The 22,621-nt window shown below is 52.8% G+C and carries 18 protein-coding genes; 7 read left to right on the plus strand and 11 right to left on the minus strand.

Annotated elements, in window-relative coordinates; all coding sequences use genetic code 11:
• Window positions 1-118: 118 nt before the first annotated feature.
• Window positions 119-859: an amino acid ABC transporter ATP-binding protein gene (locus EPA93_RS39880; protein WP_165423922.1), complete on the minus strand. Its 741-nt coding sequence runs from the start codon at window positions 857-859 to the stop codon at window positions 119-121.
• A 585-nt stretch (window positions 860-1,444) separates the two neighbouring features.
• Between EPA93_RS39880 and EPA93_RS39885 the strand changes: the two genes are divergently transcribed.
• Together EPA93_RS39885 and EPA93_RS39890 are read left to right on the plus strand one after the other, a co-directional pair.
• On the plus strand, window positions 1,445-2,212 hold the full coding sequence (locus EPA93_RS39885; protein ID WP_129892870.1) for an alpha/beta fold hydrolase: 768 nt from the start codon (window positions 1,445-1,447) through the stop codon (window positions 2,210-2,212).
• Between the two features lie 191 nt (window positions 2,213-2,403).
• Entirely contained in the window at window positions 2,404-2,967 is a 564-nt protein-coding gene (locus tag EPA93_RS39890; protein ID WP_129892871.1) for a ribonuclease FAU-1 family protein, read from the plus strand.
• Window positions 2,968-3,013: 46 nt separating this feature from the next.
• Here the strand turns inward: EPA93_RS39890 and EPA93_RS39895 are convergent, their stop codons facing one another.
• Together EPA93_RS39895 and EPA93_RS39900 are read right to left on the minus strand one after the other, a co-directional pair.
• On the minus strand, window positions 3,014-4,288 hold the full coding sequence (locus EPA93_RS39895) for a serine/threonine protein kinase (protein WP_129892872.1): 1,275 nt from the start codon (window positions 4,286-4,288) through the stop codon (window positions 3,014-3,016).
• A 167-nt stretch (window positions 4,289-4,455) separates the two neighbouring features.
• Window positions 4,456-5,352, minus strand: a complete 897-nt coding sequence (locus EPA93_RS39900; protein ID WP_129892873.1) for a LysR family transcriptional regulator — start codon at window positions 5,350-5,352, stop codon at window positions 4,456-4,458.
• 215 nt (window positions 5,353-5,567) lie between these two features.
• Here EPA93_RS39900 and EPA93_RS39905 point away from each other — a divergent pair, with 215 nt between their 5' ends.
• The gene (locus EPA93_RS39905) at window positions 5,568-7,013 is read left to right on the plus strand and encodes an MFS transporter (protein ID WP_129892874.1); all 1,446 of its coding nucleotides are present in this window, start codon (window positions 5,568-5,570) and stop codon (window positions 7,011-7,013) included.
• A 249-nt stretch (window positions 7,014-7,262) separates the two neighbouring features.
• Window positions 7,263-7,637, plus strand: a complete 375-nt coding sequence (locus tag EPA93_RS39910; RefSeq protein ID WP_129892875.1) for a cupin domain-containing protein — start codon at window positions 7,263-7,265, stop codon at window positions 7,635-7,637.
• A gap of 131 nt (window positions 7,638-7,768) precedes the next feature.
• Here EPA93_RS39910 and EPA93_RS39915 read toward each other — a convergent pair whose 3' ends face one another.
• Complete coding sequence (locus EPA93_RS39915; protein ID WP_129892876.1) at window positions 7,769-9,367, minus strand: helix-turn-helix domain-containing protein; 1,599 nt, start codon at window positions 9,365-9,367, stop codon at window positions 7,769-7,771.
• Window positions 9,368-9,764: 397 nt separating this feature from the next.
• Between EPA93_RS39915 and EPA93_RS39920 the strand changes: the two genes are divergently transcribed.
• The 3 genes from EPA93_RS39920 to EPA93_RS39930 all read left to right on the plus strand — a co-directional run bounded on the left by EPA93_RS39920 (window position 9,765) and on the right by EPA93_RS39930 (window position 11,616).
• The gene (locus EPA93_RS39920; RefSeq protein ID WP_129892877.1) at window positions 9,765-10,175 is read left to right on the plus strand and encodes a hypothetical protein; all 411 of its coding nucleotides are present in this window, start codon (window positions 9,765-9,767) and stop codon (window positions 10,173-10,175) included.
• On the plus strand, window positions 10,156-10,416 hold the full coding sequence (locus EPA93_RS39925; RefSeq protein ID WP_129892878.1) for a hypothetical protein: 261 nt from the start codon (window positions 10,156-10,158) through the stop codon (window positions 10,414-10,416). The genes EPA93_RS39920 and EPA93_RS39925 overlap by 20 nt, the downstream gene beginning before the upstream one ends.
• A gap of 648 nt (window positions 10,417-11,064) precedes the next feature.
• Complete coding sequence (locus tag EPA93_RS39930; RefSeq protein ID WP_129892879.1) at window positions 11,065-11,616, plus strand: SRPBCC family protein; 552 nt, start codon at window positions 11,065-11,067, stop codon at window positions 11,614-11,616.
• A 232-nt stretch (window positions 11,617-11,848) separates the two neighbouring features.
• On the opposite strand, the gene EPA93_RS39935 is transcribed toward EPA93_RS39930, so the two are convergent.
• From EPA93_RS39935 to EPA93_RS39965, 7 genes are all read right to left on the minus strand, one after another.
• Entirely contained in the window at window positions 11,849-14,686 is a 2,838-nt protein-coding gene (locus EPA93_RS39935) for a VWA domain-containing protein (RefSeq protein WP_129892880.1), read from the minus strand.
• On the minus strand, window positions 14,673-16,730 hold the full coding sequence (locus tag EPA93_RS39940; protein WP_129892881.1) for a vWA domain-containing protein: 2,058 nt from the start codon (window positions 16,728-16,730) through the stop codon (window positions 14,673-14,675). Before EPA93_RS39940 ends, EPA93_RS39935 begins: the two co-directional genes overlap by 14 nt.
• Before the next feature lie 17 nt (window positions 16,731-16,747).
• Window positions 16,748-17,647, minus strand: coding sequence for a DUF58 domain-containing protein (locus EPA93_RS39945; RefSeq protein ID WP_129892882.1), 900 nt, complete (start codon window positions 17,645-17,647; stop codon window positions 16,748-16,750).
• A gap of 26 nt (window positions 17,648-17,673) precedes the next feature.
• Window positions 17,674-18,696 carry an AAA family ATPase gene (locus EPA93_RS39950; RefSeq protein ID WP_422877907.1) on the minus strand — a complete coding sequence of 341 codons (1,023 nt, stop codon included), beginning with the start codon at window positions 18,694-18,696 and terminating at the stop codon, window positions 17,674-17,676.
• A 96-nt stretch (window positions 18,697-18,792) separates the two neighbouring features.
• Window positions 18,793-20,433: an AzlD domain-containing protein gene (locus tag EPA93_RS39955; RefSeq protein ID WP_129892883.1), complete on the minus strand. Its 1,641-nt coding sequence runs from the start codon at window positions 20,431-20,433 to the stop codon at window positions 18,793-18,795.
• A gap of 320 nt (window positions 20,434-20,753) precedes the next feature.
• Complete coding sequence (locus EPA93_RS39960) at window positions 20,754-21,638, minus strand: ABC transporter permease (RefSeq protein WP_129892884.1); 885 nt, start codon at window positions 21,636-21,638, stop codon at window positions 20,754-20,756.
• The gene (locus EPA93_RS39965) at window positions 21,635-22,606 is read right to left on the minus strand and encodes an ABC transporter ATP-binding protein (RefSeq protein ID WP_207229328.1); all 972 of its coding nucleotides are present in this window, start codon (window positions 22,604-22,606) and stop codon (window positions 21,635-21,637) included. The genes EPA93_RS39960 and EPA93_RS39965 overlap by 4 nt, the downstream gene beginning before the upstream one ends.
• Between the last annotated feature and the right edge of the window lie 15 nt (window positions 22,607-22,621).

The following is a 22,621-nucleotide window of genomic DNA, read 5'->3' on the forward strand; positions in this document are numbered from 1 at the left end:
GTTCCGGTGTTCTCTATCCTGATGCGCTCATTTGTAAGCTCCTGGGCCTGGTGAGGGAGCGCGGCAGCAGGCCTATGAGAGCAGTCCTTGACGATCCATCCTTGAGGATAGTGCATTTTTAGGGTAGGACAGAGAGGATGCGCTCAAGAAAAAGCTGTGTGCGCTTATTCTTTGGCTGCTTGAATAGCTCCTCGGGATCACCCTCTTCTACGATCATGCCATCGGACATAAAGACGACGCGATCCGAGACGTCGCGGGCAAATTGCATCTCGTGCGTGACGACGACCATCGTGCTACCTTCGTAAGCCAGATCTTTCATGACCTTGAGAACCTCGCCAACCAGTTCCGGGTCAAGGGCCGACGTGGGCTCGTCGAAGAGCAGGGCGCGCGGCTGCATGGCCAGGGCGCGGGCAATGGCGACGCGCTGCTTTTGCCCTCCCGAGAGACGGCTGGGATAGACATCTCGTTTCTCCGAGAGGCCGACTTTGGCGAGCAATTTTTCACCAAGGGCTACTGCCTGATCTCTGGGTATTTTGCGGACGAGGAGAGGCGCCTCGATGACGTTTTGTAAGACCGTCATGTGGGGAAAGAGATTGAAGTTTTGAAAGACCATACCAAGCTCGCGACGAATAGGAATGAGCTGCTTAACCGGTAAGTAGGGGTCAAGCTTTTGCCCCTGAATGTAGATCTCTCCGCTGCTGGCCTGCTCTAAGGCATTGAGGCAGCGAATAAGGGTGCTCTTGCCCGATCCGCTGGGGCCAATTAAGGCGACAACTTCTTGCTTCCGCACTGCGAAGTTGATATCCTTGAGGACGTGTTTGTCGCCGAAATACTTATTAAGCCCTTTGGTCTGGATGATGATCTCGCTTTCGACGAGATCGGGGGGCTGGGGGAGGCCGGTGCTAATGTGAGGATGGCTAGAGGCATTCGCCGTTCGATCCTGTTCGGAGTTCATACGAGACGCTCCTTTCCATTGCCGTATTCTCAATCCTCCGCTGGCAGGGGAAGAGCGCCGCGCTAGCTCGCACTCCTGGCCCTGACTACGAGGATGAGCATAAAGATATGGTCGCCCGGGTTAATTAAGTGTATAGCTAGCAAGATCTGTTGCCACAGGGGGCGCATCAGTACTACCTGGTAGTATAGTATGTGTCCATCTAACCTGTGTCAAGCTGTAAAAAAGTACACATAGCTCTATTCCTCCTATTTTACATTTAACTTGTGAGATTAGCAATTATTCTGGCTTTGTTTGCTAAAATATCGTAATTTATTATAATATTATGTACGAAATTCGTCGAAATTTGCCCGCTAGATTGCCTGGCTCCGTAATCAAGGCAGCCCGACAGAAGCTGGCAGGCCAGCTCGGCCTCTCCGTGCTATACTATTGCCGGGTATATACGGTTAACTTTGCCCAAAGTTGCTGCTAGCTAGTTATGGTAGGTGTTTGATGCCTTTTCTGCAAACTGCAAACGCTACTTTGTACTTTGATTTGCTCACTGCTGACGTTCCTCATGCGCCAACTGTGCTCTTGTTGCATGGCTTTGCTGATACGCCGGAATCTGATTTTGCGGCGCTCATTCCCCATTTGCGAGCGCGCTATAATGTGCTCGCACCTCATCTGCATGGCTACGGGCATTCTGCCCATCGCGAGGCCTATCCAGTAAGTTTTTACCGGGATAATGTCGCCGATATTGTAACCCTGCTCGATATGCTCAATCTCTCCGACGTGCTGGTGGTTGGCTTTAGCGATGGGGCAATTATTGCCTTGCTGCTATCAGCTCTATATCCCCAACGCGTAAGGGCGCAGGCTGTTCTTGGGGCCCAGGCCTCGATTACGGCTCAGGATGTGGCGGCGATTCGTCACTGGTTGCTTGAGCAGCCGCTATCCCCTGAATGGCAGAAGCAGTTGACCGAGCTGCATGGTGAGCCCTACTGGCGCAGCTTGCTCCCGCTCTATGTGAAGGGTCAGGAAGACTTGCTCGCGGCTGGCGGGACGTTGATTAGCCAGGCTGAACTTGCGGCGATTCGCTGCCCAACGCTGATCATGCATGGCTCACGCGATCGCGTGGTACCAGTGGCCTATGCGCGCGAGCTGCAAGCGCATATTCCAGGTGCCCAGCTACTTTTATTCGAGGCCGGCCATGCTGCTCATCTGCGCTGCGAACAGGAATATATTGCTAGCGTCATGCAGTTTTTCACCACAACGCTATCGTAAACCTGCAACAGTTGTGCTAAGATAATACGGCGCATTTCGGCTGTATACCTTAAAATGCTGACGGGTATATCTGCTAACGAACTGTCGGGATAGAAATTTGTAAGTATATGTGGTCGGCAAGCTCTCTATGCCCTGAAGATAGCTTCGGGGTTGTGATAGGGCGTCAGCGAGCCAGTCAAGGACGTTGAGATATGAAACATAAAAGGGCGGATCGGGCGGATTGGCAACGTATTATCCGCAAACGCTTTGCAATGATGTCTTTGGAAGAGAGAGATTTTAAAGGCTATGTGACGTTGTTTTGCATAGATGCTCTACGGAAACCTTTATGGCGAGATTTGCAGGGCGAGAGAGTTTGTCTTGCCGATAATGGTTATCACTGGCTGCAGCATTTTCCGCGCGGGGAGCACTATGCCCTTACCTCGATCTTCAATGAGCAGGGCGAGTTTGTGCGTGGATATGTCGATATCTGCAAGCAGTATTATCTTGATGCTCAGGGAGCGCTCTGGTATGACGACCTTTACCTGGATCTGGATGTGGCGCCGAGCGGCTCGGCTCTTATTCTGGATGCTGAAGAGCTGGATAGCGCTCTAGGCCAGGATGAGGTTTCGCCTCTGGAATATGAGCTGGCCTGGCGCGCGCTGAGTAGCATCATGACAGCTATCGAGGCCGATGCATTCCCTTTGCTGAGCACCTATGGTTTGATTGAAGAGCATCGGGATCGTCTCCTCAAGCTGCTTGAGCCGGCAGCATATTGATAGAGGGCTTGTTCAAGCCGGTCTGCTGGAAACTATGCCAGGCATTCTAGCGGCTAACAACTTTGCGTGCCTTTCTTGCCACGATCTTATAGAGTAACCAGGCAAAACAAGAGAGTCCACACCAGATAATGAGTAGTTGCAGATCCTTGTCAAGGGCTTTATTTAGGGCATCATAGCCAAGATGGGTGAGCAATAGTGGCAAGGAGCCGATGACGCAGGCTTCCAGGAGATATTGCCCGCGTCCCGGCTTTCGATATACGTTCATTAACTGCGTTGTAGAAGCGTATCTTGCCCTCTGGATAAAATAGGTGAGCAGGCCGGCAGCCAGGCTTACTGACAAGGCAACAAGCAGGTATAGAAGTGGAAAGCGTCCAGTGAGAATGGCGGGAATCAGTGTGAATACTATGCCTGCGTATGTCCAGAGGAGAAAGTCTGCTCCGCTATTGCGAGACCTGCGATGAGCTCTAGGTGCAGGGTGCTTTGTGGCTGGTTTGCTTGAGTGCAGTATTTGCTTGAGCTTTTGCAACTCTTGCTTGACCTTATAGATCTTGGGGCGTTGCGCTGGATCGCTTTGCAGCATTTGTTCAAGCAAAGTCTTGAAAGCAACTGGAATCTCATAGCCTGCTGGTAGCCCATGCATCTTGATCTCCAGCGGTTCTCTACCCGTGAACAGTTCTTGTAGAGTGGCTCCCAGGCCGTAGACGTCAGTGCGTGGCGTGCTCTGGGCCTTGCCGTATTGCTCAGGGGCGGCATAGCCGGGCGAGCCAAGCGGTTCGGTATCTTTGCGCTGGTATTTGCGGTAATGTCGAGCTATGCCAAAATCGACAAGATAAAGCTCATCTTTGCCTTTCATAATGATGTTGGAAGGCTTGAGATCGCGATAGATGATAGGCGGTTTCTGCTGGTGAAGATAATCAAGGATCTCGCAGAGCTTTAACCCGATGTCCAGTGTCTGCTCAAGCGATAATCTGCCGCGCTTTTTGAGGAGGGCTTCCAGGGTTTTTCCGCCAATATAGTCTTGTACGACATACCAGTGCGTGGCGTCGCTAAAAGTTTCATAGATGTGAGGCAAACCAGGATGCTGCAATTGAGAAAGCATGCTCACTTCGCGATTGTAGGTATCGGTGGCTTCAATCATCTCTTGCGTGCTCAAATTGGCAAGATTGATCTGCTTGATGGCCACATATTTGCCTGGTTTGCGGCTATCCCTGGCCTTGTAGACAGCCCCATAACCACCTTCCCCGATTTTATTCTGAATGATGTAACGCCGCAGATGTGTACCCGGGGAAAGCTGAGAAATCTGTTGCTGTTGAGAATACATAACATCGAACCTTCTTGCTAAGCTACGGTACTGCTCTTAATATAAGTGGTTAGGCGAGAATACTATCTCTCCTATAAATAAGACGTAAAAGTGCTGAAATATCGCAAAAAAGAATGATGATATGGCTCTTTTTGACTTCGGTGAGATTTGGTAATTCCCCGATGCAATCAGCAAAGGGAAGCCGACTCTTTGGCTATTGTCTGCACAGTAGAAACAAAAAGCTCAACAAGAGGATTTACCTCGCCAGCTCGCCAGGCGATAGCGATATGCAATGGTTCGATATCTACGATAGGACGCCAGATAAGATCTGGGCGTGTGTAGTAGCTGGCCATTGATGCCGAACCTATGCTGATGGCCCGACCTGCCGCCACCTGTTCGAGCATCTCCTCGACGTTATCATTGGTTGGTCCGCAGAGAGGCACGGTTCCATCCGGGCGCGGATTGACTGCCCACCAATGCACCCAGTCTTGAGAGGCTCTTTGTGTCCATGTAAGCGCTTCATTGGCGAGATCCATGATCTGCAGCTGGGAACGCGTGGCAAGTGGATGATGGCGGGGCAAGGCAGCTAAGCGCGGTTCCCTGGCAATGACCTTTGCCTTTAGCCCCTGCAGCGAGGTTGGTAACCATACATAAGCCACATCTACTATTCCTGTACGTAAGGCTTCTGCCTCTCCGCTCCAATCGAAGCGACGGGGGACTATGCGTACATGAGGGTACTGTTGTGAAAAGTGGATCTGGGCTAATGTTCCTAGCTGACCGGCTCCTGTCGCCTCAAAGCCCAGGCAGAGCGTGCCGGCCTGCCCGCTGCGAAATTGCTCAGCTATTACACGTATGCGTTCGGCCTGCGCGAGTGTATGCTGAGCCTCGCTGAGAATAGCTTTACCGGCTTCTGTGAGCTGGACATGCCTGTGGTCGCGTTGGAGCAGGACTACGCCGAGCTCACGCTCCAGTTCTTTGATGGCATAGCTTAAAGATGGTTGCGCAACCAGGAGGCGTTCAGCCGCCCGCCCGAAGTGTAATTCCTCGGCAAGCACGGCAAAGTACTGCAGGACACGCAGCTCCATTTCTACCTGCCTTCCGTTCCATGCTAGAGGCGATCATCTGAGGTGTTATAGAGCTATTCTATCATATCAGAGAAAATAAATCTTGGACTGTTGTAGCGAATGATGAGACACTCGGAGCCATGAAAGAGTTCTCTTACCATGACCATTTAGGCAAGCAGGCTGGTTTCTTGTATGGCTCGTTTAAGAAGGCTGAAACCAGGAACAAAGGGAAAACTATGGCTCTCTTATCAAACGTGAATGATCGGGATAACACTACCAGAATTGCACCTCAGACAACCGTTCCACGGCGCTGGCTTGCGCTAGTAGTGGTCTGCGCAGCTCTGGCGCTTGATATGATCGGCGTAGGTGTGATTAATACTGCCACACCTTCTATTAAACAAGCATTTGAGCTATCTGAATCAACTTTGCAATGGGTCGTGACTTCCTATGCGCTCACTTTTGCGGGGTTTCTGCTCCTGGGTGGGCGCCTGGCAGATGTGTTTGGTCGTCGCCTTATCTTTCTGAGCGGCATTGCTATCTTTGTCGTGGCATCTCTGGGGGCGGCCCTTGCTCCAACTGGCGCCTGGCTCATAGTCGCGCGGGCATTGCAGGGTATCGGCGCTGCGGTGAGCAGTCCAGCAGCGCTAGCGCTCATAGGTGAGCTGTTTCCACAAGGAACCGAGCGAGACAGAGCCTTTGGCATCTATTCTTCAGTAGGCGCATCTAGTTTTGCCTTCGGACTAGTTTTAGGTGGCATTCTTACCGATATCTTTGGCTGGCGCAGTATCTTTCTGCTGAGCGTTATATTGGGTCTGGTTGTCATCCTGGGTGGAAGGTTTGTCTTACCTGTTGATACAGGATATGTGCGCCAGTCTCTCGATCTTCCAGGAGCGGTGCTGGTGACCGCCGGCCTCATTCTGGCTGTCTATGGGGTAACGCAGGCTCATGAGTATGGATGGACAAATGGCTTAACGCTGGCTTTGCTGATTCTGGCGATAGCACTGCTGGGCGGCTTCATCCTACGTGAGCGGCTGACTGCCCAGCCTTTATTGCCCCTGACACTTTTTCAGTTGCCCACTGTGCGGACTGCGACGCTAACCGGGGCTGTCTTCTTCACAGCCTTTAACGGATTGATGTTTTTCGGCCCCTTGTATTTGCAGGGGATGCTCCATTACAGCGCCTTTACCTCTGGCCTGGCCTTCGTTCCAATGAGCTTGACCGTCATCATTGCTTCCAATGTTGCCGGACGACTGTTGGCGCGCACGGGTCAGCGCCTTATGTTAATTGGTGGACAACTTCTGATCGCGGCGGGGGTAACGCTCTGGGCCTTTATCCCTCTGCACGGAAGTTATCTCTTCAATATGCTGCCTGGCATACTCATCATGAGCGTAGGGCAAGGTCTGGCCTTCACTGCTATGACAGCCGCATCCCTTACGGAAGTGCCCACGGCCCAGCAAGGGGTTGCCGGTGGGCTCAATGTTACGGCTCAGCAAGTTGGTTCGGGCTTAGGTGTCGCTCTGCTGGTGGCTCTATCCACCGCGCGTACGGCTAGCCTGGGCAGTGACGCTGTAGCGACTTTGAGCGGTTATCATTGGGGCCTGGCTGCGGGCGCGCTTGCGGCCTTGGCAGGGGCTGTGCTTACGTTCTGGCTTCTTCCTGGAAAGAGCGAACTGAGGCCCTAGCTGATAGGCCCGCAACTGAATTGAATATGTGCAGTGTGCCAAAGAGCTCTTGAGGGAGACATCGTTGTATCATGGAGATGCTAGGATGTCTCCTTTGCTTGCAAGCTGCGTATACACAGACGGGAGCAAACAAGAAGAAGATAGCTAAGAGCTTCACCTCTTGTTCGCTAGCCTATTCGGGAAGCTGCGCTCTGCTTATATGAGCGCATGCCGTTGTCCAATGGATTTTAGCCAGAAAGGAGCTTATTGATGGATAAGGTTAATCTGCAGCAAAAATTTGCCCTTTTCTCCGAATACTGGAATCCCAAGCAGGTTGGCACTGTGAATCAGTTTGCCGTAAAGGTTGTGAAGCTCAAAGGGGAGTTTGTCTGGCATCACCATGAGCAGGAGGATGAGCTCTTTTTGGTTGTGAAGGGGCGCCTTCTGATGCAGGTGCGGGAAGTGCCGGAGCAGCAAAGGGATATCTGGGTAGAGGAGGGCGAGTTTATTATTGTGCCGCACGGCGTCGAGCATCGCCCGGTCGCCGAGGAGGAAGCCCATATCATGCTGTTTGAGCCCGCGACTACTCTCAATACTGGCAATGTTGAGGATGAGCGCACCGTGCACAAGGTTGAACAGCTCTGATAGGCTCGCCACTTTGTATCATGGAGATATAGCGCTATTTGGCTCGCCTGAGCCGCAAGCATCAGCAATGCGGCTCAGGCTCAGGCGTCCACAGTTTGGCTATGTGCTACCTGGCATTTGTCAGAACCATCTTAGCTTGACTGGCCCTGCCTTTCCTTGATGACCCTGGCTACCTCATCGATGCCGTAGGTGTGGAACAGATATTGCAGCAGCCTCATGCGCGAAGTGGGATGCCAGAGCCGCTTGCTGAACAGCTTGTCAATTACGCTGGGGAGATCGGCGGCTAAGAGATCGAATTGGGAGGCCTCATCCATATCCCAGGCGCTAAGTATCCAATTTGATTTGATCTCATCTCCGGTGAGCGTGACTTTGATCATGATGATAACATCGACCGAGAGCGTCAGGTACTCGACGTTGAGCGAGAGGACCTTGATATTTTCGACGGCTGCAGGCGGGACGCCTAGCTCTTCTTCAAGTCCGCGTATAGCTCCGGCAAAGAAGTTGGCGTCATCGGAGCGCGATGGCCGGCCTTTACGATCGATTCCCGGTGCATTCATGCTTTTCTCGAAAGATGCTGACCAGTGACCAGGATAAAATGCTACCGAGGATGAGCGCTGCATAAGAACTATCTGCTGATCGCTGGTGACGACAAGGCATTGCAAGCTAATCGGGGTGGGAATAAGCGATGTTCCTTTGTCTGAGGAACTGTATGTTAGCGCTGTATTGCCATATTTTTGGCGGATGGATATTTTAGAGCCATCTAGTGCTGTTAATAGCGGCTCGTCAAAAAACGGACTTAAACTGTAGTGATCATAGAAACCTATTGGGCTCAATCTGATCTCCAGGTATTCTCTGTAACTCAATAGAGGAGAGTAGGAAACGAGGCGATAGTGAGATGAATTAAAGAAATGCTGTTCGATCTCTGATAATTTCTTTTGCTTTATTTCTGCCAGATCATCAGGAATAGGGAGGGGAGTGTTGATCGCTGCCGTTCTCACATCGTCAGGAGCCCATCCTTCAAAATTTCGGCTTCTGGTCAGCGTGATACAATCGTCAACTGCAAATCGCTCGATATTGGCATGCTGCATAAGCCAGCGTGCATTAGGAGAGGCCAGGGCATAAAGATTACTGGAAAGCGGGCCATTAAATTGTCCGTCGCTATACTGGTGCCCTACAACTAGCCTTCCTTCTTCTGTCACGGTGAAGTGCGCCTGCGTTGTCTGGGTGGCTTGAAGATCAATTGGATTATTGCGGTTGTAGAGCCTATCAAGCCGGCGCCGAATCTCTGTGAGAATATTAGCATATTCCTGCATTTTTCGCTTCATATTGGGAGGCAGACCACTAATGCCCGGCGCCACTCTTAGCTTCTCTAGATGTTGCAAGCGTTCCGTATATATCTGTTCCCAGCGCTCAAGATCTGCCTTCTCGTTTTGTACACCTCGCATATCGCGGCCCATAAAGCCAAGTTGGATTTCTTCGCTTTCCGTCAACAGCTCGCGCTCGATCCCAGCCATTTCAAGGTAGCGCTCAGTCTCGCGCTGAGAGGGACAGAGTATTTCGGCCAGAGCAAGCACCGTCTTGCGCATAGTCCCTTTGAACGGAAGTGGAATTTCATCGTTTTCCAGGCGCGAAATGGTACTTTTGCTCGTCTCCACAAGCGTGGCTATCTTCTCCTGTGAGATATCGGCGCTATTACGTAAGTTAGCAAGAAAAGCTCCGTAGCGTTTCATCTTTCCAAATTCCCCCAATTTGCCATGCCAGCTCTACTTGACTACATCTATATAGAAATTCCCAGGAAGCCCATACAGCTACTTAAAAATAGAATTACACTTGTCAGATTTCCCCGCCACTCAGGAGGCACTTTCCCTTATTTTAGATATCTCCCAGCGCTCCACTAAAAATCTCTGGTAGTTTCTGCTATAAGAGATACACTTATATACAAGCAAAACACTCCTTGATGATTTACAGCCGCGGACAAGCATCCTGGAAGAGGCATTACCTGTGGCTAGTATAGCATCAGATAGGTGAGCTAACAAGGCGAAAACTCATAGTTTTCGTACTCCAGATCTAGAAGGGAGGGATAAAGGAAAAAGCTAGAACAATAGACTTGAAACCCTGGAAATGGTATTGAGCCAAAGACTTGCATATAGCTTCAAGGATGAGGATGCCGCGCCTGCGCTGGAAGGTGGAGGGCCGAGAGTGCGTGTGCGGCATCCTTTTGCTCAGGAAAAGGGCAAGGTGCTCAAGTGGCGAGGAAGGACACCATTTTCAATGACTCAGCAGGAGGTTGCACTGCTCTGCAGTTTGTTCGAAGTGGAGTTTGAGGCTATACGGCGCATTCTAGCCTATCCCACTTTGACGGAATATCAGCTAGCGGTTCTGCGCATGCATATAGCGCGCATCGCTGATCATCACGAGCGCCTGGCAAAGCTGATAGGTGCATCGGCAGCCGATCGAGTCATGTATTTTGTCTATGGTCGCGTGTTAGATAGTGAGCAGGACAGGAGGAGCAAACGTCGTGGCAGAAGAACAGGTTAAGACATTATGGATGTTGTTCTATGAGAAAGAGCTACCTTACGAACCTGATGATCCGCTGGCCCTTCCCGTTGGCCATCTGGTGCCGTTCTATGCAATCTCGCCAGAAGATGTAGAGCAACAAATCGCGCAGTGGGAAGCGCAGCAGCCCTACAAGGTAAAGCGCATTAGCCTGAGAATGTGTCCTCACGGCTTTTTAGGTGGTCTGAGAGCATTTCTGCCGGGCAAGATCACCTCTACCTAGCGAGGCTAGTTACCAAATTGTGCGGATTCAGGGAACAAGCACTTCAGCTGTGTCTCCACCGAGATTGATTTGCCAGAGGACTTTTCCTGAAGTCCCCAGCGCGGTTGTCAGATAGGTCCCGGAGCCCTCGCCTTTGCTCTCGATATAGAGCATGCCTTACAGAACATAGAAAAGAGGACAATTATAGGTGACATCTCGACAATCCCTGCAAAGATTGGTTGCTTCTCAGGGCACAACATTCGTTTCCGCTCCAAATCTTCTTGTTGATACCATCATGAAGGTATTGAGATGGCGGGCTTCAGTAGACAAAATTAGTAGAAAATTTATATATAAGATATGTAACTTACTCTTATACTGAACACAGGAGAAACGGATAGGACCTCTCGCGAGAAGTGAGAGATCAGCGAAGAAATGCATCTCTCCTAAGTTTCTATGTTTGGTCCAAGGTATCAAATCATCCTTTTCCATCCTCTTTGTTTATTCATAAGTGGCTCAGGAAAGGGAAGCGTGCGCCAGGAAGGGGAAAAGAGCCTCATATAGGCAGAATAGTTTTCTCTCTGGCGTATTTTTACAAGTTGAAATGCTTCTGAAATAGGTGCGTTTGCTGTACTACTGGCGAGTACAATGCACAAAAGAAAGGGACAAAACATGACTACCCAAACAGGTTGGGCAACGACAGCAGAATTTGAAGAAGAGATTGATATATCTGCGCGCCCGGGAAGAATTTACGGTATTCTCGATGATGCGAAGAGCGTGCCGCAGCTCATCCCCGAATTAAATCAGGCTCAACCTTCGGGCAATAATTCCTATACAGCGGTTTATACCGTGAGAGTGCTTGGGCTGGTACCTCTCAATTTTACTCTCTCTTATAATGTAGAGGCGAATAACTATCCCGAAGAGGTCACCTTACATTTCCATGGAAACGTGGAAGGAGTGATCCGCTGGGATCTGGCCTCACATGGAGATACCACCCACGTTGTTGCCCATGCAAATTACAAGTTTTCTCGCCAGGTAATTGACGACCTTATCAAGAATAATATGCCTAAAGATGGCATGTTAGGCGGCCTTCTCAATCGTGCAGCCGACATTACCGGAGGAATGAGCAGTCAGCTTGATCTCGTCCTGGAGAGTCTCTTTACCAGGTGTCGGGAGGATATCAAGCAAGCTCTGAGGAACCTGAAAACGAGGAGTGAGGGTTAGTAGCCTGCTTAGGGTGCGGCCAAGGGATATTCCAGCGGGAAGGGAAGCTTGGATCTCCTTTCCGGCTGGATCATCTTCGCCCTCAACGTAAAGTTCGACCATCTGCCATCGATAGCTGTGAGGCGTTCCGCTCATTAAGTTATCTGAATAAAGTAGAAAAAAGCGAAAATCAGCTATGCTTCCCTTGCAGTAAAGGAATAGTATAGCTGATTTCTGCTCATCCTTTACTGCTCTACGGCTCCTCGCTCTGTTCCCGTTTGCGTTTGGCCTCCAGAAGCTGAGTAGCAATAGCGGTGTCTGGCTGCTCCGGTGTAGATGGCTTTTTCTCCGGCGGAGCAGCTTTCGTCTCAGCTTTTGCCGGCGTTGCCTTAGCCTCTCTTTTTGGCAGCTTGATTTGTTTGAGCTGGCTGCGACGTTCCGCCCGGCGCGTTCGCACTGTGCTCAAAGGCGCGATAGCAGGAGCTTCCTGGGCCTGTTCGGCAGCGTTACGCTTTGTAGCTTCGGGCTTGAGGCGGGAGAGCAAGCGCTTACGTATCTCGGTCACGAACTCTATGCCGGAGAGGCGGCGGGCCGCAATATCTAGCGGCAGAAGCAAAGCCGCCAGGGCCAGCAGTAAGAACGTGATTGGGAGCGAGGCCGAGACCGGCTGCAGGCTTTGCGTAAACGCCGAGTTTGGATCGCTCAAGAAAGCTCCTCCACCGGCTTGAGCCAGCAGCTTGAGAAAACGCGTATCGGTACCCTGCGTGCGGAATTCAGGCGAGTAGGGCACAACCATGCCTGTCGTAGAGGTAAGCACGTGGGCGTTATTCTGGTCGTGCCAGATAACCTGAAGCAGGTAAGCGCCAACTTGCGAAGCCGGAAAGCTGCCTTCCCAGTGGCCAGGGCCGCCCGGTTGGAGCGTGACAGTTTCCTGGGCCGAGGATGGCGTAATAATGCGCGCCTGAGCCTGTTGCTGACCCTCGGCCTGCGCCGCAATGCCCGGCGGCAGATCCACCATCAGATGCCCGGTATCGTTAATGATTTTGCCATTGATATTCATGGCGCTATCGGGTGAAGGCAGGGTCCAGGTCACAAGGTTGGCCCACCAGCGCGCCGCATCTTTCCATTGCAGCCAATGGGAGGTCCAGAGCCCCAGAGCATCGCTTGTCCAGGCCACTGCGCGCCCCAGGCCATATTGCCAGACAGCCAGCACAGGATCATCGCGATGGCTGACCAGCACCACCTGTCCGGTCGGCTTAGGTGTCGTCGCTACATAACCATCGAGCTCGGGAAAGTCCTTCAGTCCGGTCAAAATAGGATTGTTGCCCACCACGGCAGGTGCAAAAGCCTCATTAATGATAGTTCGCCGTGCCGCCCGCTCGGTCTCTTTAAGCAAGACCTGCGGTATAGAACCCGGATCATCTGCGCGATAGAAGCGACCCTGGCCCCAGGTGGCAATGTTGATCATCGTATTAAGATCTTCGGCCGATGCTGCATTTGTCTCAACAGTTGAGACAGTAATATTCTCCCTGGCCATCTTCAGAACCTGCGGAGCATAATTGTCGTAAGCATCGCCATCGCCAAGCAGGATCACATGTTTGATCTGCGCATTGGTATGCAGCAATACCTGTTCCGCATTAAGCAGATCAGGGTTATAGCTGGGTGGATCATCGGGATTCATCCCATCGATAGCCTTGTTGATTGCCGCCTTGTTCGTCACGTGCTGCATAGGGATCGTCAGCGTGCCATAGGCCGATGAGATGCCCACCTGATCGCGCGGCGTCAGCAGGCTCACAACGCCTTTAGCCGCCTCCTTCGAGATATTGACAGCCATATCGCTTTCCAAGCTTTCAACGATCAAGACGACGGCGATGCTTGGTGTTTCCTTATGCTGAGGAACATCCATGCTGACAGGCAAGGTCTGCTCAAGAGGCGTGCCAGCATAGCCGCCTGCCGCGTAACTGCTCTGTCCCCCGCTCACTACAAGGCCGTGGCCCAGATCGCGCACAAACGATTGCAGAGCCTCCATGCGTTTGGTCCCTAGTTCGGCGGCCAGCACATCGGCCAGCACCACGCTGCTATATTTGGCAAGTCCCTCAAGCGTCGTGGGCACATCATTCGGCGTGCCAACCGTCACGTTAATGCCCGTAGCCTTCAGAGCGGCTATGATATTGGCGCCGTTGCCCGGTTTCCCTTCTACCACGAGGACAAGCGGTGGCCCCTGCACATTAACAAAGGCCGCTGCCTCATTATTTTGCAGGATTGTATCATAGGGCGCGTCAAGTTTGATGCGGAAGGTATGCAGGCCTGGCGGCGGCGAAAGCAGGCTAAAGCTGACTTCCTGCGTGCCACCTGTCAGATGAACATCCTGTTGCTTCAGTAAGGTTTGATCGAGATACAGGCGCAATTTGGCATTCTGGACCACGCTGCTATAGAGCTTGAGATGGATCTCAAAACGCTCATTGGTGCGCAGTGAGGTTGGTGCATCCAGGTCATCGATGCGAGCTTCGGCGCTGGTAACTGCGGGTAGCGGCACGATGTCAAGGCGAATGCCTTGCTGCTGCAGAAGTTGAGCTTCCTGAAGCGCATCGCCAATATTTTGCTGTCCATCGGTGAGCAGAACGATATGGCGCTGCGTATTGCTGGGAAAGATGGCCGCAGCCAGGCGCAGACCAGCCGCCAGGTCGGTATAGTTTGTATCGGGCGTAGATTCAAAGCGGCTAAAATCGATCTGCGACTTTACTGACTGCTCAACCAGGGCGTTGCGCCCCACGGCAACGATGCCCACCTGATCATCAGGCTGCTTATGCCGTATGGCCGCCGAGACCCATTGCTCGATGAAGGCGCGCTGAGGGCCGGTGCTGGCCGAGATATCGCCAACAAATATGGTAGACTGGCGCGAGATCGGCTGGGACCAGGAAGCACCAGCCAGCGCGGCGATGACCAGCGTAAATAAGATGAGGCGGCAGGCAAGAATCAAGCGTCTCTGGCGCGGCGGAAAGGGCAGCGACATGCTTTTCCAGGTGAAATAGACCAGAAGCCCTACAGGTATTAGGAGCAATAAAAGGAGTGGCTGCTCAAATGTTAACATGCTTGCCCCCTTTGGATGTGCGCTTCGTCATTTTACGCCTGGTACGTTTGCTCAGCTTCGCTACTTGTTTGCGCGTCGCCTCGTAGCGCTGCCGTAGTTGCTGCTCTAGCCGGGCCAGGAAGGTATCTTGCCGACCTGGCTGCGCGTAACGGCCGCGGGATGATTGGCTCTGAGAGCCTGACATAGCCTGCTTCTGCTGATAGCTGCGACTAAAGAGCCACCATTCTACACAGAGGATAAGCAACAGCAGAGCGGCAATCCAGGGCCAGATCTCGCGCAGTTGACGCGATACAGTATTTCCTCCAGAGGTGAAGTCAGTGCTATTAACAATCGGCAGCTTTTTGGCTGGAGCTAGCTGCGATTGGGCAGGATCGAAGAGATTGACGGTAAAGGCGCCGTGCAAATCCTGGCCGCGCACATGCTCGGTAACCTGGTAGATGCCAATCTGGTTGGTCTGGTCAAAAGGCCTGGCCGGAAAGGGTGGGGCCACGGCCGCCCTTTGTTGCTGCGGATCTACAATCGTAATCTTATCTGCTCCTGGCCAGGGCTGGATCGTTACCGGCTGCCCTGCACCAACCTGGCCATTGCCAGTCACCGGCGGTGGTAAGAACCAGTTGAGCATATTGTGAACCAGGATAGGGAAGGCCGATTGCAAGGGTAGATCGGTATCATGCAAATCAAAGCCAAGAGCCGCAATTCTCCGGTTGTTATTCTCTCCGGCCACCAACAGCGGCGTTTCCGGCGCTGTGATAATGGGTGTAGCCCAGAGCGCAAGCTTCAACTGATGGCTGGAATGCAGCGTATGAATGCTGCTGAGATCCACATCTGTAAGCATATTGATATTATCATTGCCGCTGCTGACCTGGCTCACCTTAATCTCTGGCCCCGATGTCCCAAAGGGATACGTCCCATTGGGCGGATTGATAAAGAAGATAGAGCCCGCCGGAAGCTTTGGCGGCGCGAAGCCGTCAAAAATGGTAAGATCGAAAGTGTTGTTGCTGCTATATTCTTGCGGCGTGGTCTGGTAGAGCGTGATATTGGGCTGCAGGCGCAAGGCCGTGTTGAGAAAGCCATTGCCTTTTGTCACGAGCAGGACCCGTCCATGCAGTGAGCCGCCGACAATAGACCAAGCGTCGTGATCGGCCGTCATCGCATCGCCCTGCGTGATCAGGCGCGCGTGCAAGAAGCGCGTGCTGGCATTGAGGGGTCCCCACTGCACAGCGCCGTTCGCGCCTGGCGCTAGCGTAATGGTCTGCACATTGACGAGGCGGCTATCCGCGTAAAGCTCTACAGGAATCGCTCGCTGCTTATGACTGTAATTGGCAATCTGGGCGAAGGCGATGAGTTTGCCCTCGACAGTGCGCGAGGAGAGCGCTAGAATGGCCGAGTTCGGGGCATCGGTTCCGACCGAGAGGTAGCGCACCGAGAAAGGTAGCGCAAGTGTTTGATCGGGATTAAGCACATGTCCATCGCCAATCACCAGTACCTGCGAGTTGGCATGTCCACTTGCTAAGGAAGCGGCAAGTGAGAGCGCTTGCTCCAGATCGGCATCTTGATTCGTCACACGGGCGCGCTGAAGCGCTGCGTTGAGTTGCGCCTTATCCTGCGATTCGGCAATCAAAACTTGCGGTGTGCGTGCCATCGTAATTATCGAGAGGCGGTCGGCGGGTCCCAGGCTATCAATGAAATCGGCAATGCTATTCTTGGCGGCCTCAAAACGGTTTGGGGCCACGTCTGTGGCCTGCATACTCGCCGAAGCCTGCAAAATAACTATTGTATCGCCGCTGATTGGACTTGTACTGAAAATAGCCGGCCGCGTCAGCACAAGAATGATAAAGATCGCGGCCAGGAGTTGGAGGAGCAGGAGCGGAGTAATCCGTAGCCGCTGCCAGGGCCGGCTAGCCTGTAAGTCCTGCAAGGCCTGTTGCCAGAGCAAAGTACTCCCTATCACGCGCTCCTGACGCCTGGGGCGCATAAAATAGAGCACGAGAATGATAGGAATAATGATGCCAAAGGCGAGTGCCGCCGGAACAAGCAGGTTCATCCTTGTATCCTTTATCTTTATTTCACCAGAGCTATTTGCCGTAAGAGGCGTTGAACCACATCAAGGATCGTCGTATCGCTAGGAATCATAGTATACGTTGCCATATTTTTGTGTGCAAATGCTTCTAGATCGCCAAGAAATATACTCAAGCGCTCATGATAGGCCTGTAGCACGTTGGAAGAGATGCTCACATCAACGCTGCTGTGGCCCTCGCTGTCCTTCAACTGCCAGTCGCCCTGAATCTCCGGCTCAAGCTCCTCGGGAGCCAGAATCTGCAGAAGCGCGACATCCTGCCGGAGCTGGCGCACTGCGCGTATACCCGTTTGATAGCCGCTAGCAACCAGAAAATCTGACAGGATAATCGTCAGGCCAGGTCCGTTGATGACGCGACCCAGCTCATACAGCGCCTTGTTCAGATCGGTTGTGCCTGCTGTGGGGAGCTTATTGAGAAAATCGCCGATGCTCCAGATCGCATTTTTGCCGCTACCAGCGCGGCGAAAGTTGAGAAGATGGTCGGCGAGCGTACCAATAATAACGCTATCCTCGCTTTTGAGCGCTACATAGGCCAGCGCTGCAGCCAGCTTTTGCGCCAGCTCAATCTTTGCTGGCGTGCCATGCTGCATCGAACCCGAACAATCGATAAGAATCGTAACAGTGATATTCTCCTCAGCCTCGAAAACGCGCAAAAAGAGGCGCTCAAGCCGGGCGTAGGCGCGCCAATCGATGCGGCGGAAATCGTCGCCCGGAGCATAACGTCTGTAATCGGCGAACTCCATCGATGAGCCGGCCATAGGAGAGCGACGCCGACCGGGACGGCCTGTAGCCATCGAGCGGCGCGTAAGCAAGGTAAGATTATCCAGGCGTTGTAAAACTGTGGCATCTAACGGGAAACGAGCCTGGCCGTTGTTCTCGGGCATGCTATACTCCTCAACTCTCTTAGCCCTTATTCGGCTTCGACCTCCTCAATAACCGCTTCGATAAGCTCTTCAGGAGTGATGCCATCTGCCAGACCGTCAAAGTTAAGCACAAGGCGGTGTCGTAGAGCAGGAAAGGCCACGGCATGCAAGTCTTCAAGCGAGACATTATAGCGGCCTTCAAGAAGGGCGCGTACCTTGGCCGTCGTAATGAGCGCTTGTAGCCCGCGTGGACTCGCCCCGTAGCGAACGAACTGGCGCACTTTCTCCGGTGCGTCCTCTTGATCTGGATGGGTGGCCAGCAGCAGTCGCACGGCCTGCTCTTTGATATGGGTTGCGACCGGGACTGCGCGTGCAGTAGCGATCATCTGCTGTAATTGTTCGCCATCGGCGACAGCTTTGGCCTGCAAGGACAGGGTTCCTACCGTCGTATCGATGATGCGCATAAGGTCTTCGGCTTTGGGAAAGTTGACCATGATTTTGAGCAGGAAGCGGTCAAGCTGCGCCTCGGGCAAGGGATACGTGCCTTCCATTTCAAGCGGATTCTGGGTTGCCAGCACGAAAAAGGGCTGAGGAAGCTGTCTCGTCCGATCTCCCACGCTGACCGTGCGCTCTTGCATGCCTTCGAGGAGCGCGGATTGAGTTTTAGGTGTGGCCCGGTTTACCTCGTCGGCCAGGACAATGTTAGCGAAGATAGGTCCGGGCTGAAAGCTAAAGGCGCGCTTGCCACTGGCCGCCGGATTATCTGCTTGTTCGGTGACAATCGTGGTGCCGACAATATCTGCGGGCATAAGATCCGGCGTAAATTGGATGCGCGCGAATTTAAGGGTCAGGGCATCGGCTAAGGTGCGCACGAGCAACGTCTTGCCCAGTCCGGGCACACCTTCCAGCAGGACATGCCCACCGGCAAGTAATGCCAGAAGCAGCTCACGGATTACGCGCTCCTGACCAACAACGATAGTGCGCAATTCCGCTTCCAAGCGCTGGGCTGTCTCCATAAAAGTGGCGATAGCCGCCTCATCGGGCTCAAAGTTTTGTGGCATAGCCGACATGGCTGCTGATGCGTTATGGCCATCCTGCGCTGCCTGTTCCTGAGCTGGAGCGTTTGGGTTAGGAGTCGTCTGCTCGCTTTTGTTTGCCATATTTCGCTATTGCCCTTCTAATGTGCTAAAGTAATCGTGAACAAGATCTTTCATATCAGGAGAGACATTACTATTGTCGATGGCGTCATGGGCCATCTGATCGTATTGTTCAATGACTTGTGAGTAAGGAACCGTATTCCCTGATTCCACAACTCCATTATTGTTATCGTTACTTTGCGTGCTTTGGCCACCGCTACCAATCTGGCCAGGAACGAAAACCTGTTCTGATTTGCCTTGATTCTTACCGGCCCCATTTGTACCGCCCGAGCCTCCCTGGCCCTGACCCTGGCCTTGCCCTTGCCCCTGACCCTGGTTCTGGCTCTGACCTTGCCCTTGTCCCTGGCTTTGATTTTGTCCTTGCCCCTGGCTTTGGCCCTGACCCTGATTCTGGCTCTGACCTTGCCCTTGCCCCTGGCCGGGTTTTTGAGCCTGACCGGGCGTCTGGGCCTGGTTCTGATTCTGACTGCCATCAGTGGAGGCGGCTAGATTATTGGCGATCTGCTGTAGGTTTTGGCTGGCCTGGTTAAAGGCGTTATTCTGGGCCTGAGAAGCCGCGTTCTGCGCGGCAGCTGCCTCGACGCCGTTGGCGGCATCGTTGACCTCGCTCTGATTGCCATCGGCGACGGATTTTGCCAATTGGTGGAGCGCTGAGCTCAGGCTAGGATTCTGATTGGCTTGATTAGCCGCAGATTCGATCTGTTGCGCTAGCTGGCTGCGCTGGGAGGCCGACATGCTATTGGCCTGGGAGGCAAGATTCTTGAGTGCCGAGGCCAGATCTTTGCTATTATTGCTTGCCAGAGCCTTACCGGCAGCATTTAGATTGGCGTTAGAGCTATTCTGCAAGGCCGTACTGGCTGAGGCTGTGCCTTGCGCTCGATTGGCGCTCTGCGGATCGCGCAACTGATCGATCTTCGCCTGTGCTTCGGCTAAGGCCTGCTGGGCTTCCGTCTCATTCTTGGCCTGCTGTAGCTTGCCTTCAAGGTTGCGCAAGGTCTGATCGATGGCTTTTTGCTGCGTTGGTGAGAGCCCCTGTTGCTTTTGGAGCTCTTTGCGAATGCTCTCGATGGTAGAGACTTGTTTGGCGATATGAGCTTGAAATGTAGCCTGTTGCTGAAGAACTGCATCCATCGGGTTTGGGAGCACGAGGAGGAGGATGAGGAGAATGGCAGCCACGCCAAACGTGATAAGCGTTGTGCGTCCAGGATGTAAGGAAATAGCGCTTCCCGGCCGATATTTTTGCAGTTGTTTAAGCGCGTCGCGCCTCTGCAGGCCTGCCAGCGACGAGGTATTATCGCGCAGCTCCCAGGCAGTTCCCACACGATCCTGGAGCGCGAGATGTTTATCTGCCAGGCGCGCCGCTCTGGCCAGTGTTGGACGATAGCGAATGGCCACTACAAGTGCGACAATGATGCAGATGCCGGCCAGCCCTGTCGCCCAGTAATGCGCCGTGGCCCAGGGCAGGAAGCGCGAAATCGCTAATACCAGGCAGGCCACAATAAGGCCGGTGATGATTCCTCCTGTGAGCCAGCGCAGAAACTGCCTGAGCGCAAAGCGTCTTTGCCAGGGACGTAAACTTTTGACAAGGCTCTCACTACTGAAAGATTCCTGGGTAATTGCTGCTATTCGCGATGGCATCAAGCTGGCCATGATCAAGCCTTTCTTTCCGCAGTATCCGCAAGATAGAGCAGGATACAAGAGGAACAATATGGATCAGGTATTTCTGTTTGAGCTTTATCCCTCTGTACAAACCCGCTAGATTGAACTTCTATACTTTACTACATTTCTCTCTATTTTACATTACATGCGGTTGCCCACGGCTATTTAATGCTCTTGTTTTTGCTCCATCCACCAGTCCGAGAAACAGAAAAAATGGGGGTGCTCCATGCCCCGGCAGAGGACTGGCCGTCCTCTGCTACCTGTCCCTCGTACATGGTGCTCTTGCCTCTCACTTTTGCCTCTGACGAGAATTAAAGGGCGCTGGCGGCTGCCTGTGTATCTTTGCCTTTGCGCCATGTGCGAAAACGGGCAAGGGCGTTAGGCTTAGCCGTCCACATACTCAGCAAGAATAGGATCGCCGTACCTAGCACACTCAAGAGCGAAAAAACTACCCATGGCGCTATCTGCATACTCCCCACAAGGAACGCATTGACGCCGCCTAGAGAGCCCATAGAAAACGTGGAGTAGAGCGCTATGGCCGGGTTCCAGGCCAGCGACCATGGATAGCCCTTCATGGAAGATCCTCCACCGACATCTCCAAGCGTGCGAATGAAGAAAATCAACAAAGGCATGACTATCCAGAGCAAGCTAAGCAGATAAGTAATCGCCGTTGAGACTGCCGGGCGCTGAAAAAGCGTCGAGCAGAGCAGCCCGAGCGTGCCGATGACAAACGCGGTATCAACGAAGATAAGTAAGGCGCTGAGCACTTGATCTGGCGCGACGCCCCCAAAGAAGAATACAAGACTAAAGAGCGGAGCCGAGGCCGCGATCAGCAGGAGGGCATTCATCAAGCCGGCTACTAGCTTGCCACAGACCAGCGCGAATGCTGAGAGACGAGAGCAGAGCAGCAAATCATAAGTTTGTCGCTCCTTCTCTCCATTGACGGCCGTGGCGGTAAAGGCCGGTGTAATAAACACAATCAGAAAAAGTTGGAGGAGAGAGAGCAGAACATAGAGATTCCTGCCAGCATCGCTCCAACCGTTGCTGCCATAGTAACTATTGTTATCGGTAAAACGGGTGATAAAAAACCATCCGAGCAGGCCCATGAGCAGGATGTAAACAACAATTACCCAGATCGTACGCTCGCGGCGCATGCGCAGACGTAGCTCTTTTGTAAGAAGCGCAAGAAAAGTCATGATGGACTGCTTCCCTCTGTAATACTCATGAAAACTTCTTCAAGCCTACCTCCGCCGCTGCGCGGGGCAAAGGAAACTACAGGGATATTTTCCGCGATCAATCTTGAGAGAATAGTATGGAGCTCTTGATCGCTGCCGGTAAATTCGGCCTGGATAAGATTCCCCTCGCCATGTGTAACATTGCTAATTCCGGCTATATCTTTCAGCAGGTGCATGGCATCGTCTAAGCGCTCCTGCTCCAAAATGCGAATTTCAAGCTGCCGTCCATCGCCGAGATGATGTGAGACCTTTTCCACATCGCCCGAGAGGACGAGATGCCCCTTTTGCATGATCGCCACATCAGTACACATCTCGGCCAACTCAAGCAGAATGTGCGAACTGATGATCACAGTTTTACCCATGCCCTGGAGCGTGCGCAAAAGCTCGCGTAGCTCTACCCTGGCGCGTGGGTCCAGACCCGAAGCCGGCTCATCCAGTAGCAATACCTCTGGATCATGTACAAGAGCGCGGGCCAGACACAGCCTTTGCTTCATGCCACGCGAGAGCGTTTCCACTAGCGTATCGCGTTTCCCTGTCAATTCAACGAGCTCAAGCAGATCGTTGATGATGCGTTGACGCTTGGGGCGCGGGATGCCGTGAATACCCGCGTAAAATTCGAGATATTCCGCAGCCGTGAGGTCGGGATAGACGCCAAAGAAGTCAGGCATATAGCCAACCTTGCGTTGAATAATCGAAGGGGCTTGCGTTACCTCTTCCTGCTCAAACCAGACCTCCCCGCTGCTAGGGGTAATCAGAGCCGCCAGGATGCGCAGGAGCGTAGTCTTACCGGCGCCGTTGGGGCCAATAAGGCCAAAGATTGTCCCGCGTGGCACCTCCAGATTAACGTCGCTCAAGGCATCGACGGTGCGATAACGTTTAGAGATGTGCTGTATTTTGATGATCGACTCTCTCGGCTCTACAGTTTGCATAAAGCGCTCTGCCCC

This window comes from Ktedonosporobacter rubrisoli (assembly GCF_004208415.1).
In the GTDB taxonomy this organism is placed as follows: Bacteria; Chloroflexota; Ktedonobacteria; order Ktedonobacterales; family Ktedonobacteraceae; genus Ktedonosporobacter; species Ktedonosporobacter rubrisoli.